Raw genomic sequence first — 15,228 nt, forward strand, 5'->3', positions numbered from 1 at the left:
AAATTGCTTATTTTTTCAATGAGCTAAGAGGAGCATTTATGCTAACAATTGACGCTAATTCACCACCGTCACCACCACGTAAACCAAGGTTTTATGAGGTTTTATATGTGCAAGTTATTTTTGCCATTATTGTCGGGATTTTATTAGGGCATTTTTTTCCAGAATTCGGGGAAAGTTTAAAACCCTTGGGCGATGCGTTTATTAAACTCGTAAAAATGATTATTGCACCCGTGATTTTCCTTACTGTGGTAACGGGTATTGCGGGTATGAATGATATGAAATCGGTTGGGCGTGTAGCGGGCAAGGCAATGCTCTATTTTTTAACCTTCTCAACACTGGCATTGGTTGTGGGAATGGGTATCGCCAATATTATTCAACCAGGGGCAGGGCTAAATATTGATCCGAGCACACTGCAATCTGCGAAGGTGTCAGAATATGTGAGCAAGGCACAAGAAAGCTCAATGATTGCTTTTTTTATGAATATTATTCCAACCACGGTATTAAGCCCGCTCACGGAAGGGAATATCTTACAGGTGCTATTTGTCTCTGTATTATTTGGTATTTCCTTAGCTTCAGTCGGCGAGCGTGGTAAGCCTATTACAGATTTGCTGCAAGTTGCTGCAGCACCAATGTTTAAATTGGTTTCAATTGTAATGAAAGTCGCCCCTATTGGTGCATTAGGCGCAATGGCATTTACGATTGGCAAATATGGTTTGCATTCTATCAGTAATTTAATGTTGCTCATTGTAACCTTTTATATCACCTCGATTTTATTTGTGCTTTTAATTCTTGGAGCGGTTGCTCGCTATAACGGTTTCTCCATTGTTGGGCTTATCCGTTATATCAAAGATGAACTTTGGCTAGTTTTAGGTACTTCTTCTTCAGAAGCAGCATTGCCAAATTTAATGCAAAAAATGGAAGCTGCAGGCTGTAAAAAATCGGTGGTAGGATTGGTTGTACCAACAGGTTACTCATTTAACTTAGACGGTACAAACATTTATATGACGATGGCAGCCTTATTTATTGCTCAAGCGACCAATACCGATTTAACCATAGGGCAGCAAATCACTTTATTATTGGTGGCAATGCTGAGTTCTAAAGGTGCGGCTGGCGTAACGGGTGCTGGCTTTATTACTTTGGCGGCAACCTTGTCTGTTGTACCAGGTTTACCTGTAGAGGGGATGGCACTGATTCTAGGGATTGACCGTTTTATGTCAGAATGTCGTGCTTTAACTAATTTTATTGGTAATGCGTGTGCAACCATTGTAGTTGCTCGTTGGGAAAATGCGTTGGATAAAGAGCAATTAGGTAAAGCAATGCGTGGTGAGTTAGTGGTTAAAACAGAAATGCACTAATAGCAAATAATGTGAAATAGGCTTTGAGTATGCTATGCTCAAAGCCTATTTTTATATAAGGAATGTGAAAATGAACCAATATGCCGTGTGGGGCAATCCAATTGCTCAAAGTAAGTCACCTCGTATTCATCAGCTTTTTGCGGAACAAGCGGGCAAAAATATGAGTTATGTTGCAAAATTGGGCGATGAGCAAGATTTTGAGCAGCAGCTCACTAAGTTTTTCAAACAGGCTCAAGGTGCAAATATTACCGCACCATTTAAAGAAAGAGCATTTAAGTTAGCGGACGAGCATAGCGAAGGCTGTTTGTTAGCAGGGGCTTGTAACACGTTGAAACGCTTGGAAGATGGGCGTTTGTATGCGGATAATACGGATGGCGTGGGTTTGTGTAATGATTTGGCTCGTTTAGGTTGGCTAAAAGCGGGACAGAAAGTCTTGATTTTAGGCGCAGGCGGTGCAACAAAAGGTGTATTACTAGCAATGTTGCAGGCAGAGCAAGCTATTACGCTATATAACCGAACTTTCGAGAAAGCGGTTGATTTAGCTGAGAAATTTGCAAAATTTGGTAACATTCAAGCCGCTTGTTGGGACGAGGTATGCTCACAAAAATTTAATTTGATCATCAATGCTACTTCGTTTGGTTTACAAGGAAAATGTGTCGAATTGCCTACTCACCTTTTCCGAGATGCTTGCGTTTATGATATGCAATATGGCATTGAGATGAAAACGCCATTTTTGAATTATGCTCGCATGCAGGGTGCGAAAAAATGTCAAGATGGCTTGGGAATGCTGGTAGGGCAGGCTGCCGTTTCATTCCAATTGTGGGAAGGGGTAATGCCAGAAGTTGAGCCTGTTCTCAGACAATTAAAAGCAGAAATGAGTAAATAGCACTATTTCGAGCTGTTATTTAATAAACAAAAAAATGCTGTTTTTATGCCAAAGTGTTGAAATTGTCGGCAAAAGAGATAAAAATCCCATTTTTTGCGAAAAAAAGTTTGACGAGCAGGGATAAAATCAGCATAATGCACCCCGTAAACCGATACGGTGAACGCAAAATAAAATGGCTACATAGCTCAGCTGGTTAGAGCACAACACTCATAATGTTGGGGTCGCAAGTTCGAATCTCGCTGTAGCCACCATTTGCGGGACTGGCGAAATTGGTAGACGCACCAGATTTAGGTTCTGGCGCCGAGAGGTGTGTGGGTTCAAGTCCCTCGTCCCGCACCATTTAGGTTTACAAAAATTAGTGTTGGGGTATCGCCAAGCGGTAAGGCACCGGGTTTTGATCTCGGCATCCCTAGGTTCGAATCCTAGTACCCCAGCCATCTAATTACTTTCAATAAAATATAAAGCTAACATTTGTTAGTTTTTTTCTTTTGGGGTATCGCCAAGCGGTAAGGCACCGGGTTTTGATCTCGGCATCCCTAGGTTCGAATCCTAGTACCCCAGCCATACTTTTCAATATTTTATAATTTCCTTAATTTTCCTTTTTGATTTTATTTGTATTTTATTCTATTGCATTTGCTTCGTTTATCACTTTTGATTTCCTTAAAAATTCATTAAAATACCCCTAATTTTTTATAATTAAATTAAAGGAAATCACCATGCAAAAAATCAACCCAACAACTACAGTCGCTTGGCAAGCATTAGAAGCACATAAATCAGATAATCTTACCATTCCACAGTTTTTCGCAGAAAATCCAAACCGTTTCGAACAATACTCTTTAAATTTTGCCGATCAAATCCTTGTCGATTACTCTAAAAACGCTATCAATGAAAAAACCTTAGGTTTATTACGCCAATTAGCAAGTGAATGCGGTCTAGCATCAGCAATAGAAGCAATGTTTACAGGGCAAAAAATTAACCGCACAGAAAATCGTGCGGTACTACATACTGCATTACGTAACCGTTCAAACACTCCTGTTTTAGTGGATGATAAAGATGTTATGCCAGAGGTGAACGCTGTATTAGCCAAAATGAAAGATTTTTGTGAGCGTGTGATTTCAGGCGAGTGGAAAGGCTATACAGGTAAAGCGATTACCGATGTGATCAACATTGGTATTGGCGGTTCAGATTTAGGTCCTTATATGGTAACTGAAGCGTTACGCCCATATAAAAACCATCTCACAATGCACTTTGTGTCTAACGTGGACGGCACACACATTGCGGAAACCTTGAAAAAAGTAAATTCTGAAACCACGCTTGTGCTAGTTGCTTCAAAAACTTTCACTACACAAGAAACAATGACCAACGCTCACACTGCACGTGATTGGTTATTAAACGCAGCGAAAGATGAATCAGCGGTGGCAAAACACTTTGCAGCACTTTCAACTAACGCAAAAGAAGTGGAAAAATTTGGTATTGATACCAACAATATGTTCGAATTCTGGGATTGGGTTGGCGGTCGCTACTCGCTTTGGTCTGCGATTGGCTTATCTATCGCTCTTTCAATCGGTTTTGAAAACTTTGAGCAATTGCTTTCAGGTGCACACGAAATGGATAAACATTTCCGTACCGCACCAATTGAGCAAAACATTCCTGTAACCCTTGCATTAGTAGGTATTTGGAACAGCAACTTCTTAGGTGCAGAAACTGAAGCATTATTACCTTATGACCAATATTTACATCGTTTTGCCGCTTATTTCCAACAAGGTAATATGGAATCAAACGGTAAATTCGTTGGTCGTGATGGCAAAGTGGTAAGCTACCAAACAGGCCCAATCGTATGGGGTGAACCTGGCACAAACGGTCAGCACGCTTTCTATCAATTGATTCACCAAGGTACCAAAATTATCCCTTGTGATTTCATTGCACCTGCTCAAACACACAATGCCGTAGGCGATCACCATGCAAAATTACTTTCAAACTTCTTCGCTCAAACCGAAGCATTAGCGTTTGGTAAATCAAAAGAAGTGGTTGAACAAGAGTTCTTAAAAGCGGGCAAAAAATTGGAAGAAGTTGCAGAAATCGTGCCGTTCAAAGTATTTACAGGCAACAAACCAACTAACTCAATTTTGGTGCAAAAAATCACCCCATTTACACTAGGTGCATTGATTGCGATGTATGAACACAAAATCTTTGTTCAAGGTGTGATTTTCAATATCTACAGTTTCGACCAATGGGGAGTTGAGTTAGGTAAACAATTAGCAAACCGCATCTTACCAGAGCTTCAAAGCAACGAAAAAGTAACTAGCCACGACAGCTCGACGAATGGTTTAATCAACCAATTCAAAGCGTGGCGTTAATTTTGTAATTTAACTATGATTCAAGCGGTGCAATTCGTAAATCTTTTTGCAAATTGCACCGCTTATTTTTTGATATGGCAATTATTTTAGGCATAGACCCAGGCTCAAGGCTCACAGGCTACGGCGTTATTCGCCAAACAGGGCGACACTTAGACTATCTTGGCAGTGGTGTGATTCGCACTGCAGCAGACGATCTTCCTACGCGTTTAAAACGTATTTATGCAGGCGTCACCGAAGTGATAACCCAATTCCACCCCGAAATGTTCGCAATTGAACAAGTCTTTATGGCAAAAAATGCCGATTCGGCTCTTAAACTTGGACAAGCTCGTGGCACGGCAATTGTCGCAGCAGTGAATCACGATCTGCCTGTGTTTGAATATGCGGCTCGATTAGTGAAACAGACGGTAGTAGGTATTGGTTCAGCAGATAAAATTCAAGTACAAGATATGGTAATGCGAATGTTACAACTCTCTGCCAAACCTCAAGCCGATGCGGCAGATGCTTTAGCGATTGCTATTACTCACGCTCATTCGATCCAGCATTCTTTAGTCGTTGCAAAACAGAGTAGCCCCAAAATAAGTAACGAAAAAGAGCAGATTTTAGCTTTAATGAAAACTCGTTACAGCCGCGGGCGTTTTCGTTTAAAAGGCTAATAGGAGGGAAAAGTGATCACCAAGCAATTCTTTGTTTTTGGGCGAGTACAAGGTGTAGGCTTTCGCTTTTTCACCTTACAACAGGCGGGGAAACTAGGCTTAAAAGGCTCTGTCCGTAACCGCATTGACGGTAGTGTAGAAGTGATAGCCCAAGGCTCAGAAAATCAAATCGCCTTAATGAGAGCTTGGCTTTTAGATGGACCGAAAACAGCGAAAGTGGAAAGAGTGATTGAAAATAATTATTTTGAGAATAAGGTATTTGAGACATTTAGTATTGTATCTACTGTTGAGAAATAAATATAAATACGTTGGCACTATAGTGCCAAGGCTAGGTCATTTGAGATAGAGAAAAATTACGCTCTAATTTTTAAATACTGCTATAAAGTAAACTTTTCGTTTAAATTTTGTAAAAATAAGTGGAAGATCCCATCAAAATACATACAATGAACCAAGCGGTAATATTTGCAAAATGATTTGCAAAATTAACCGCTTGCCTTTCTTCCCCGCATAATTTTTCTTAGCATAAAAAGGAGCTTGCTATGCTAAATATTGTATTCCTAGACCGTACAGGCATTCCTGCCACACACAACATTCCTCGTCCAAGCTTTCCGCACAATTGGGTGGAGTATGACCGTACAAGTAGCGATGAAACCTTTGAGCGTGCAAAAGATGCCGATATTATCGTGACCAGCAAAGTATTGCTTGGGCGTGAATTATTAGCGAAATTACCTAAATTAAAACTGATTGCCATTACGGCAACAGGCACAAATAACGTGGATTTAGTGGCAGCAAAAGAGCTTGGTATTTGTGTGAAAAATGTGACGGGTTACTCTTCTGTTACTGTACCAGAGCACGTATTAGGGATGATTTTCTCGCTTAAACATAGCTTAATGAGTTACCATCACGACCAAGTGACCAGCGACCGTTGGGCGACTTGTGGGCAGTTCTGCTACACCGATTATCCAATTACCGATATTCGTGGTGCAACGCTTGGGGTATTCGGCAAAGGCAATACTGGTGCGGAGGTTGCTCGCCTTGCACAAGCGGTCGGAATGAACGTAATTTTTGCAGAGCATCAAGGTGCAACAACCATTCGTGAAGGCTATACACCGTTTGAGGATGTATTCAAACAAGCGGATGTGATTACTTTGCACTGCCCACTTACCGAGCAAACGCAAAATTTAATTAATGCAGAAACTTTAGCATTGATGAAGCCAACCGCTTATTTGATTAACTGCAGCCGCGGACCTGTAGTAGATGAAAAAGCATTGTTACAAGCGTTAGAATCTCGTCAAATTGCAGGGGCAGCGTTAGATGTTCTGGTAAAAGAACCGCCTGCGATCGACGATCCGTTAGTTCAAGCGGCAAAACGCTTACCGAATTTATTACTGACCCCACATATCGCGTGGGCGAGTGATTCAGCGGTAACGACTTTAGTGAATAAAGTTGCTCAAAATATTGAAGAGTTTGTAAAAACTGGTAAGTAATTAATGTTTTAGCAAAAAGAGGGAAGATGGTAAGATAGTCTTCCCTTTATTTTTTACTTCCCCCCTTCCGTAAATGGAGGGAGTGAAGTACTTTATATGATTTATATAATATGAATTTTATCCCTCTATTTATCGCTTGGCGGTATTGGCGAACGAAAAGTGCCGATCGTTTTGGGCGACTGGTGACCAACCTAGCAAGCTTTGGCATTGTGCTAGGCGTAATGGCATTGGTGATTGTGCTTTCCATTATGAACGGCTTGGAAAATATGCAAAAACGTAATTTGCTTTCCACACTGCCACATGTGGTTGTGATGCCAATTGATGGGCATTTTACAAAAAATGAGCAACTGCCCCAACCAAATTTTGTGATTCAAGCCAACCCAATTAACCGCACGAATATCATTATTCAAAGTCAGCAAGGGATTGAAGCAGGCTCGTTGATTGGCGTGCAAAATGCCCAAGATGATCCGCTTTTAAATGGTAAAAATGTGGCACAACTTCTGCCCGAAGGCGAATTTAACGTGTTAATTAACTGGCAATTGGCTCAAAAATTGAATCTGAATGTAGGTGAAAAAATCCGCATTATGATTACTGAAAACAGCCAATACACACCGATGGGACGCGTACCGATGCAACGTCTGTTTCATATTTCAGGGTTCTATTATGCGAATAGTAATGGCAGCGAACATACGCTATTTGCGAATTTAGCGGATGTGGGACGACTGCTCAGAATTGATAACGAGCATATTCAAGGTATACGCTTATATTTAAACGACCCGTTCCAAGTTACCGAATTAAGCCGTTACTTCCCTGGAGATCAATACCAAATCCACGATTGGCGTGAGCAGAAAGGCGAGTTCTTCCAAGCAGTAAGAATGGAAAAAAATATGATGGGTTTGTTGGTAAGTCTCATTGTCGTGGTCGCAATTTCTAACATTATTACCTCATTAAGCTTAATGGTGGTGGATAAGCAGGGGGAAATTGCGATTTTGCAAACTCAAGGCTTAACCAAACCGCAAGTGATGCAAATTTTTATTTTCCAAGGCTCAATTGTGGGGATTATTGGCTCGATTTTAGGTGTCGTTTTAGGTGTAGTTGCCACAATGAATTTAGATACGTTGATTGCAATGATTAACCCTGCGATTGTGTTGCCAACTTTGATTTCTCCAACACAAATTACGGTGATTGCGGTGGTATCAATTTTATTATCGCTTGCTTGCACGCTTTACCCTGCATTTAGGGCATCGAAAATTGAGCCTGCTCAGGCGTTGAGATATGAGTAAATAATAATTTTATGTAGGAAAAAATATAATTTGCCCCTACAGAAAAATAAATCTAGGTAGATAAATAAATGACAACATTACTCCGCTGTGAAAACATCAGCAAATTTTATAACGAAGGCGATCAGGAAGTGCAGGTATTGAAAGAGGTTTCTTTTTCAATGAATGCTGGCGAGCTGGTAGCGATTGTGGGCAGTTCTGGCTCGGGAAAGAGTACGCTTTTGCATACACTTGGTGGCTTAGATCAACCGAGTTCGGGTGAGGTATGGATACAAGATCAATCCTTGCAGAAACTAAGTGCGAATAAGCTAGCGAGCTTACGTAATCAGCATTTAGGCTTTGTGTATCAGTTCCATCATTTGATGGCGGATTTCACCGCATTGGAAAACGTGATGATGCCGATGTTAATTGGAAAACAGAACAAATCGGAAGCAAAAGATCGTGCTGAAAAGATGTTGCAAGCGGTCGGATTATCGCACCGAATTACACATCGCCCATCAGCACTTTCGGGCGGTGAACGTCAGCGCGTGGCAATTGCCCGTGCTTTAGTGAATAATCCTGATTTAGTGCTTGCTGATGAACCAACAGGGAACTTGGATCAGAAGACCACTGAGAGTATTTTTGATCTGATCAAACAACTCAACGCAGAACAAAATATCGCCTTTTTATTGGTGACTCACGATCTGAGTCTAGCTCAAAAACTCTCACGTCGTTTTATAATGTGTGATGGCATATTACGTGAGGAAGGCTAATGAACACTCCATTTTTTATTAGCTGGCGTTATCAAAAAGGTAAGCAAAAAAACCGCCTTGTGTCGCTGATTGCTTGGTTTTCCACCATTGGGATTGCTTTAGGCGTGGCGGTGTTGATTATCGGCTTAAGTGCAATGAATGGCTTTGAGCGTGAACTTAATCAGCGCGTACTTTCTGTTGTCCCACACGCAGAAGTCTATGCTTACGATGGCACTAAAGAGGGAGTGATTAGAGATCCTATTCAGCTCGAAAAATTGATTAAACAGAGCGGAAATGTGGTTGCTACCGCACCATTTATCACCTTTACAGCTTTGATTGAAAACGGCACTCAACTTAAAATTGCTCAAGTGAGAGGTATTGATCCGCAAAAGCAAGAGGGAGTCAGTCAACTTGGGCATTTTGTACAAGTCAATCAATGGGAAGCTTTCAAAAAAGAGGGCGGTTTAATTTTAGGTGCTGGCATTGCAAAAGCGTTAGAGGTTAATGTAGGCGATGAAGTGACTTTGTTGCTGCCACAATCCAGTGAAAATGAACGTTTGGCTCAACCGTTGCGTTTTAACTTACCGATTACGGGCATTTTGAAACTAGAGGGGCAGCTGGATTATAGTTATGCATTACTATCAATTGAAAAAGCACGAGAATTGTTAGATTACGAACGAGGAGAAGTAACGGGCGTGGAGCTAGCTTTGCGTTCACCATTTGAAGTGCAACAACTAGATCTTTCGCAATTAAATCACTTTAATCAACCGCTTTATTTGAACACTTGGGTTAATAAATTTGGATATATGTATAACGACATCCAGCTGGTTCGCACCGTGATGTATATTGCGATGGTACTTGTCATTGGCGTGGCGTGTTTCAATATTATTTCAACGTTGGTAATGGCAGTCAAAGATAAGCAAGGCGATATCGCGATTATGCGAACACTTGGAGCGAATAACGGTTTTATTAAACGGATTTTCCTCTGGTATGGTTTGCTTTCAGGAATGAAAGGGGCGCTATTAGGTATTCTACTTGGTGTGGTGTTAGCCTTAAATTTAACTAGTATTATCAAAGGGCTAGAGAACTTACTTGGCATTCACCTGCTTTCTGAAGGAATTTATTTTGTTAACTTCCTACCAAGTGAATTGCATTGGCAAGATATTGTTTATGTATTGCTTGCCACGACTGTATTGAGCTTATGTGCAAGCCTTTATCCTGCTTCTCGAGCAGCAAAATTAGAACCTGCGAAGGTGTTAAGTGGGTATTAAATTCTACCATTAAGTCCTAGGGTTTTCTGCCCTAGGAATATAAATATGATAAAATTTTAATCATTTAAAGAGTGAAACTTAATCACTTTATCCACTGTTTCGCTTGTTATCTAATCAAACGATCTCCATTTTCTTATTTTTTCTGCAAAAAAACTTGCAACTGTATAGTAAACCACTATACTGGCATCCAGTTAAATTGTTCAAAATTGAACAGAATACAACCATTTTTAAACTAATTTATGACACAAGGATTAACCTATGGCAGCAGAGAAAAAAAGCAATAAAAACGTTGTGGTAAAACAGACAGATCCAGTACAACGCGAGAAAGCCCTTGCAGCGGCATTAGCGCAAATTGAAAAACAATTTGGTAAAGGCTCAATTATGAAATTGGGTCAAACAGAGAACTTGGATATTGAAGCGGTTTCAACTGGTTCACTTGGTTTAGATATGGCGTTAGGTATTGGTGGTTTACCAATGGGGCGTATCGTTGAGATCTTCGGGCCAGAATCGTCAGGTAAAACAACTTTAACGTTATCAACCATTGCTCAAGCACAAAAAGCGGGTAAAACTTGTGCCTTTATTGATGCTGAGCACGCACTTGATCCAGTTTATGCACAAAAATTAGGCGTAAACACCGATGATTTATTGATTTCTCAGCCAGATAACGGTGAGCAAGCATTAGAAATTTGTGATGCATTAGTACGTTCTGGCGCAGTGGATGTGATTATCGTGGACTCAGTTGCAGCATTAACACCAAAAGCAGAAATTGAAGGCGATATGGGCGATTCACATATGGGTTTACAAGCTCGTTTGATGTCTCAAGCATTGCGTAAATTAACCGCTAACATCAAAACGACTAACTGCTTGGTGATTTTCATCAACCAGATTCGTATGAAAATCGGTGTGATGTTTGGTAACCCAGAAACCACAACAGGTGGTAACGCATTGAAATTCTACTCTTCTGTGCGTTTAGACATTCGTCGTTCAGGCGTGGTAAAAGATGGCGATAACATCATTGGTAGTGAAACTAAAGTGAAAGTGGTGAAAAATAAAGTTGCTCCACCATTCCGTGAAGTAAACTTCGATATTATGTATGGAGAAGGCATTGCTCGCATTAATGAACTACTTATCTTGGCGGAAAAACAAGGCTTTATTCAGAAATCAGGGGCTTGGTTCTCCTATGAAGGTGAGAAAATTGGTCAAGGTAAAAACAATGCGATTAAATGGTTGGCAGAACACCCTGAAGTAACGGCAAAAATTGAAGCTGAGTTACGCGAGCTCTTTATGAAAAACCCAAATAGTATCTTAGCACCAAGTCCGAAAAAAGGAAAAAAAGGTAAAGGAAAAGATGTTGAAGAAGCAGAAGAAATAGAAGAAATCGAAGAGATCGAAGATGATGTAGAAGAATTAGACGCAGATGCCGATGATTTCAACGAAGATGAAGAAGAACTTTAATCTATAATTATGATCAAATGCGACAGAAATGTCGCATTTTTTCTATACTCTAAGCATTATGACAGAACAAAAAACAAACGATAGAAAAACTCATAAGTACAGTGCGTTAAATTACACACTTTACCTACTTTCCAAACGAGATTACACTGAAAAGCAGTTACGTTCCAAGCTCAAATTAAAAGAGTATGAAGCGGTCGAAATTGATGAGGCTATTGCAAAAGCCCAAGAGCATAATTGGCAAAGCGATGAGCGTTTTTGCACTTCTTTTATTCGCTATCGCTCTCAACAAGGAATTGGACCGCGTCGCTTAAAGCAAGAGTTGAAAATGAAAGGCGTGCCAGAATATTTGATTACTGATGCGATAGACAATGCCGAAGCAGAAGAAGAGATTGATTTCTACGATATTGCAGAGCGAGTCTTTGAGCGAAAACGCCCACGAGTTTGGGATATGAAAGCAAAGCAGAAAATGTGGCGGTTTATGGTGAGCCGTGGGTTTTATCAGGATCATTTTAGTCATTTGATGGAAATAGATTATAATGATGACGATGATGAATTTAACGAATAAATAATGATGCAAGAACAAAAAATACACAGACAAGTGGTGCTCGATACCGAAACCACAGGGATGAACTTCAACGGTGCTCCGCACATTGGGCATAATATTATTGAGATTGGTGCGGTCGAGGTCATCAATCGCCGTTTAACAGGGCGAACCTATCACGTCTACATCAAGCCACCACGTGAAGTAGAAGAGGAGGCAATTAAAGTTCACGGTATTACCAACGAATTCTTGCAAGATAAACCCTCTTTCGCCGAAATTGCTGACGAGTTCGTAGATTTTATTAAAGGTGCGGAACTTGTGATTCATAACGCCCCCTTTGATGTGGGCTTTATGGATCATGAATTTTCATTCTTAAAAAATCCGCCACCGAAAACGGCGGAGATGTGTACAGTGACAGACAGCCTCGCAATGGCACGTAAAATGTACCCTGGCAAACGGAACAACTTAGATGCACTCTGCGACCGCTTAGGTATCGATAATAGCAAGCGTGTACTTCACGGGGCGTTACTGGATGCGGAAATTCTAGCTGATGTTTTCCTGATGATGACAGGTGGTCAAATCGCCCTGTTAGCGGATGAAACGGAAGAAAACACACAAGCGGTTGAATCTCAAGAAGAAATTGTAAGGGAGGATGTTGATTCCAGTGGAACTATTGTGTTCCAAGCCAACACTTCAGAACTTGAAGCCCACGAAGCATTTCTGGCATTAATCAATAAAAAATCGAAAGAGAATTGCATTTGGTTGGAGCGGTTGGAAAATAAAACCGAACAGTAATTGAAACAAGAATTCAATATTATAATACACAAGAATGGCTATGGTTTATTAAAAGAAAAACGCGATTACCCAGTTTCATTAGCAATTTCTCCAGGAGTAATTTTAGATTTAATTTGCTTTATAACTACAATTTAAAAAAAGATGTTTCAAAAGACCAAATTCAACTGAGTTTGGTCTTTTGCATTTTTATTAAGAAATTTTACCGCTTGCTTTTAATGGTAGGTTCTTAAAAACTTTTGATAGGCTTTTAAAAATGCTTCAAAATCATTTAAACCACAAAAAGCAACACTCTCTTCATTGTAAAAATTAAAACCTTCTTCCATTAAAGACTCATCAAAATCATCTTCTAAATTATTTGCTTTAGCTATTACCTCATCACCATTAAAATAAAGACTATATTCTTTTCCTTCAAACACAAATTCATATTGATTTGGATAAATTGCTTTGAATCGCTCAATTTCCTCTAAAATGATATGTAATGCTTTATCATTACCAATGATTTCATTATTCAACCAACGAGCAAATGCTTCATGATCCATTGAACAGCGAGCAATCACACCATGCATAGTGTGGGTAAATTGATATTCCATTTTTCCTCCATTCGAAATCTATATTAGTGATATTTAATCAGTCTAACTTATTTAGGTACTTCTGCCCACCTAATGCAGAAACTTGTTTTATAATCCAGGCCTGGCGTTTTTTCATTGTTGTATTAGGGCGATCTACCCGATAGATATTAGGATTAGGTAAAGAGGCGGCTAACAATGCGGCTTCTGATATAGTAAGATTCTTCGCTGATTTTTTAAAAAATGCTTGAGATGCGGCTTCCACTCCAAAAATACCATTACCAAATTCGGCTACATTTAAATAAACTTCTAAAATTCTTGTTTTTCCCCAAAATTGTTCAATAACAAAAGTTAAAGGAAGTTCAATTCCCTTACGAAGCCAGCTCTGCCCATGCCAAAGAAACATATTTTTGATAGTTTGTTGAGAAATTGTTGAAGCACCTCGTATAGTTTTTGATTTCGCATTTTTTTCTAATGCAATTTGAATTGCATTTAAATCAATCCCAAAATGACTTTCAAATTTCTGATCTTCTGAGGCAATTACCGCCATCTGCATCTGCCAAGAAATATTCTCCAAACTTACCCATTTTTTCTTAATGTTGTATGGTTTTCCTTCAATTAAATGACTTATCTTTTGTTGTATCATATAAGCAGAATAGGGGACAGGTACCGTACTAAATAACAAAATAATGCTGAGCAAGCTTGTCAAAATAGGCATTGCAATCCGACTTGAACCAAACCATGCCCAGCCTAATTTACTGGTAATTTCCTTTGGTATATAAAAATTTAATACCAAATGAAATAGCTTTTTAACGCTTCTAAATCCTTTTATTAAATGGCGTTTTTGGTTTTTTTACGTTTTGCCATTGAGTTTCTCATTTACCCAATCTAGAAAATGTGGATCAAGAGTTTTAAGCATATTGGATCCTCGCGTAATTGTTGCAGCACTGGTATTCAATTTTTGTTGAATTTCTCGCTGAGATAATTTATTACTTAATAGTTGTCCAACAATTTGTGTGCGTAAGCCAAGAGAACCGCGCTCATCTGGTGTTAAAAATAGAGAAAAAAATTGCTCTAATTTGTTTTCTGATACCGCTAATTCTAAGAGTTCAACAAATTCTTGCCACTCATTTTGATCTCGTTGAAGATAAACTGTTTTCATAAATAATACTTTAAAATCAATATTCTATTATCACAAAACCATCTTAGTTTATAAGCCCATCAAACTTCAACTCATAATTATCGCCATCACGATTGTAAGAAATAAAGCGTGGGAATTTTTCGCCCTCAAATTTTTTTACCGTAATTGCTTTATGGTCAGCGGTGGTGAAACTATAGGTGATTTCTTGATAAGTTTTGCCATCTTCCGTTACCGCTTTTTGCGATTTTTTCAACTTCACATTCGGTGTTGGGTAGAGTTTTTTACCGTTTGTGGTTTGGAAGCTGGTTGGCAATTTATCGTAGTAGCTCAACTGGAATGCCGTGGTAAATAAGTCAAAAGTTGGCATTGTTAAAGGCTCAGTTGTAAGTGGATCTTTCGCTTTGCCGTATTGAATGTTTTGGCTATCGATTTCCGCTAAAGCATAGGTTTTTCCATTACGAGTATCCCGGTAGCTTAACATATTAAAAATGCCGTTTTTCTCCGTACCTTTTGCAGTAAATACAATGTTATAAAGTGGCACGTTGATCTTTGATTGAATTTCATATTTTCCACTATCATGTTTGAAGTTCACATAAGCAGGCATTAAGTAGTTTGAGCTATATTTGATATTGAAATTCTCTGCGTAAGCGGTTGAAATCATCGAAAAAATTACAACACCAGTAAAGGCGATTTTTTTGAAAAATGTCATT

Annotated in this window: 16 protein-coding genes and 4 tRNA genes; 16 read left to right on the forward strand and 4 right to left on the reverse strand. The window is 39.4% G+C overall.

Going from position 1 to position 15,228, the window contains the following annotated elements:
• Window positions 1–38 precede the first annotated feature (38 nt).
• From KH943_RS00785 to dnaQ, 16 genes are all read left to right on the forward strand, one after another.
• Complete coding sequence (locus tag KH943_RS00785; protein WP_304106363.1) at window positions 39–1,355, forward strand: dicarboxylate/amino acid:cation symporter; 1,317 nt, start codon at window positions 39–41, stop codon at window positions 1,353–1,355.
• Window positions 1,356–1,425: 70 nt separating this feature from the next.
• Window positions 1,426–2,241, forward strand: coding sequence for a shikimate dehydrogenase (gene aroE, locus KH943_RS00790; protein ID WP_304106364.1), 816 nt, complete (start codon window positions 1,426–1,428; stop codon window positions 2,239–2,241).
• A 174-nt stretch (window positions 2,242–2,415) separates the two neighbouring features.
• Window positions 2,416–2,492, forward strand: a tRNA-Met gene (locus tag KH943_RS00795).
• Between the two features lie 3 nt (window positions 2,493–2,495).
• Window positions 2,496–2,580: transfer RNA gene (locus KH943_RS00800), tRNA-Leu, on the forward strand.
• 23 nt (window positions 2,581–2,603) lie between these two features.
• Window positions 2,604–2,678 (forward strand) — tRNA-Gln (locus tag KH943_RS00805).
• Between the two features lie 52 nt (window positions 2,679–2,730).
• Window positions 2,731–2,805 (forward strand) — tRNA-Gln (locus tag KH943_RS00810).
• A gap of 152 nt (window positions 2,806–2,957) precedes the next feature.
• Complete coding sequence (gene pgi, locus KH943_RS00815) at window positions 2,958–4,598, forward strand: glucose-6-phosphate isomerase (protein ID WP_304106365.1); 1,641 nt, start codon at window positions 2,958–2,960, stop codon at window positions 4,596–4,598.
• A gap of 74 nt (window positions 4,599–4,672) precedes the next feature.
• Window positions 4,673–5,251, forward strand: a complete 579-nt coding sequence (ruvC, locus tag KH943_RS00820; RefSeq protein ID WP_304106367.1) for a crossover junction endodeoxyribonuclease RuvC — start codon at window positions 4,673–4,675, stop codon at window positions 5,249–5,251.
• A 12-nt stretch (window positions 5,252–5,263) separates the two neighbouring features.
• Window positions 5,264–5,548, forward strand: a complete 285-nt coding sequence (locus KH943_RS00825) for an acylphosphatase (protein ID WP_304106369.1) — start codon at window positions 5,264–5,266, stop codon at window positions 5,546–5,548.
• A gap of 242 nt (window positions 5,549–5,790) precedes the next feature.
• Entirely contained in the window at window positions 5,791–6,738 is a 948-nt protein-coding gene (locus tag KH943_RS00830) for a 2-hydroxyacid dehydrogenase (protein WP_304106371.1), read from the forward strand.
• Window positions 6,739–6,848: 110 nt separating this feature from the next.
• A complete protein-coding gene (locus KH943_RS00835; protein ID WP_304106374.1) occupies window positions 6,849–8,021 on the forward strand; it encodes a lipoprotein-releasing ABC transporter permease subunit in 1,173 nt (390 codons plus the stop codon).
• A gap of 68 nt (window positions 8,022–8,089) precedes the next feature.
• Window positions 8,090–8,770 (forward strand): lipoprotein-releasing ABC transporter ATP-binding protein LolD, encoded by a 681-nt coding sequence (gene lolD / locus KH943_RS00840; RefSeq protein ID WP_304106376.1) that lies wholly within the window; start codon window positions 8,090–8,092, stop codon window positions 8,768–8,770.
• Complete coding sequence (gene lolE, locus KH943_RS00845) at window positions 8,770–10,020, forward strand: lipoprotein-releasing ABC transporter permease subunit LolE (protein WP_304106377.1); 1,251 nt, start codon at window positions 8,770–8,772, stop codon at window positions 10,018–10,020. Before lolD ends, lolE begins: the two co-directional genes overlap by 1 nt.
• 258 nt (window positions 10,021–10,278) lie before the next feature.
• Window positions 10,279–11,475: a recombinase RecA gene (gene recA, locus KH943_RS00850; RefSeq protein WP_304106379.1), complete on the forward strand. Its 1,197-nt coding sequence runs from the start codon at window positions 10,279–10,281 to the stop codon at window positions 11,473–11,475.
• Window positions 11,476–11,533: 58 nt separating this feature from the next.
• Window positions 11,534–12,040: a recombination regulator RecX gene (gene recX / locus KH943_RS00855; RefSeq protein WP_304106381.1), complete on the forward strand. Its 507-nt coding sequence runs from the start codon at window positions 11,534–11,536 to the stop codon at window positions 12,038–12,040.
• 6 nt (window positions 12,041–12,046) lie between these two features.
• The gene (dnaQ, locus tag KH943_RS00860; RefSeq protein ID WP_304106463.1) at window positions 12,047–12,811 is read left to right on the forward strand and encodes a DNA polymerase III subunit epsilon; all 765 of its coding nucleotides are present in this window, start codon (window positions 12,047–12,049) and stop codon (window positions 12,809–12,811) included.
• A gap of 212 nt (window positions 12,812–13,023) precedes the next feature.
• On the opposite strand, the gene KH943_RS00865 is transcribed toward dnaQ, so the two are convergent.
• The 4 genes from KH943_RS00865 to KH943_RS00880 are packed head-to-tail and all read right to left on the reverse strand — an operon-like array spanning window position 13,024 to window position 15,227.
• Window positions 13,024–13,401 carry a YacL family protein gene (locus KH943_RS00865; protein ID WP_304106383.1) on the reverse strand — a complete coding sequence of 126 codons (378 nt, stop codon included), beginning with the start codon at window positions 13,399–13,401 and terminating at the stop codon, window positions 13,024–13,026.
• Between the two features lie 37 nt (window positions 13,402–13,438).
• Window positions 13,439–14,173 carry a monofunctional biosynthetic peptidoglycan transglycosylase gene (mtgA, locus tag KH943_RS00870; protein WP_304106384.1) on the reverse strand — a complete coding sequence of 245 codons (735 nt, stop codon included), beginning with the start codon at window positions 14,171–14,173 and terminating at the stop codon, window positions 13,439–13,441.
• Window positions 14,174–14,230: 57 nt separating this feature from the next.
• Complete coding sequence (trpR, locus tag KH943_RS00875) at window positions 14,231–14,539, reverse strand: trp operon repressor (protein ID WP_304106386.1); 309 nt, start codon at window positions 14,537–14,539, stop codon at window positions 14,231–14,233.
• Window positions 14,540–14,582: 43 nt separating this feature from the next.
• Window positions 14,583–15,227, reverse strand: coding sequence for a hypothetical protein (locus KH943_RS00880; RefSeq protein WP_304106388.1), 645 nt, complete (start codon window positions 15,225–15,227; stop codon window positions 14,583–14,585).
• Between the last annotated feature and the right edge of the window lies 1 nt (window position 15,228).

The sequence above is a fragment of the Haemophilus parahaemolyticus genome (genome assembly GCF_018373095.1).
GTDB lineage: Bacteria > Pseudomonadota > Gammaproteobacteria > Enterobacterales > Pasteurellaceae > Haemophilus_A > Haemophilus_A parahaemolyticus_A.

Coding starts and splice junctions, on each gene's coding strand:
- trpR (WP_304106386.1), bottom strand. CDS start 14,539: ATGAAAACAGTTTATCTTCAACGAGATCAAAATGAGTGGCAAGAATTT.
- KH943_RS00880 (WP_304106388.1), bottom strand. CDS start 15,227: ATGACATTTTTCAAAAAAATCGCCTTTACTGGTGTTGTAATTTTTTCG.
- KH943_RS00785 (WP_304106363.1), top strand. CDS start 39: ATGCTAACAATTGACGCTAATTCACCACCGTCACCACCACGTAAACCA.
- KH943_RS00830 (WP_304106371.1), top strand. CDS start 5,791: ATGCTAAATATTGTATTCCTAGACCGTACAGGCATTCCTGCCACACAC.
- aroE (WP_304106364.1), top strand. CDS start 1,426: ATGAACCAATATGCCGTGTGGGGCAATCCAATTGCTCAAAGTAAGTCA.
- KH943_RS00865 (WP_304106383.1), bottom strand. CDS start 13,401: ATGGAATATCAATTTACCCACACTATGCATGGTGTGATTGCTCGCTGT.
- ruvC (WP_304106367.1), top strand. CDS start 4,673: ATGGCAATTATTTTAGGCATAGACCCAGGCTCAAGGCTCACAGGCTAC.
- lolD (WP_304106376.1), top strand. CDS start 8,090: ATGACAACATTACTCCGCTGTGAAAACATCAGCAAATTTTATAACGAA.
- recA (WP_304106379.1), top strand. CDS start 10,279: ATGGCAGCAGAGAAAAAAAGCAATAAAAACGTTGTGGTAAAACAGACA.
- dnaQ (WP_304106463.1), top strand. CDS start 12,047: ATGCAAGAACAAAAAATACACAGACAAGTGGTGCTCGATACCGAAACC.
- KH943_RS00835 (WP_304106374.1), top strand. CDS start 6,849: ATGAATTTTATCCCTCTATTTATCGCTTGGCGGTATTGGCGAACGAAA.
- recX (WP_304106381.1), top strand. CDS start 11,534: ATGACAGAACAAAAAACAAACGATAGAAAAACTCATAAGTACAGTGCG.
- lolE (WP_304106377.1), top strand. CDS start 8,770: ATGAACACTCCATTTTTTATTAGCTGGCGTTATCAAAAAGGTAAGCAA.
- pgi (WP_304106365.1), top strand. CDS start 2,958: ATGCAAAAAATCAACCCAACAACTACAGTCGCTTGGCAAGCATTAGAA.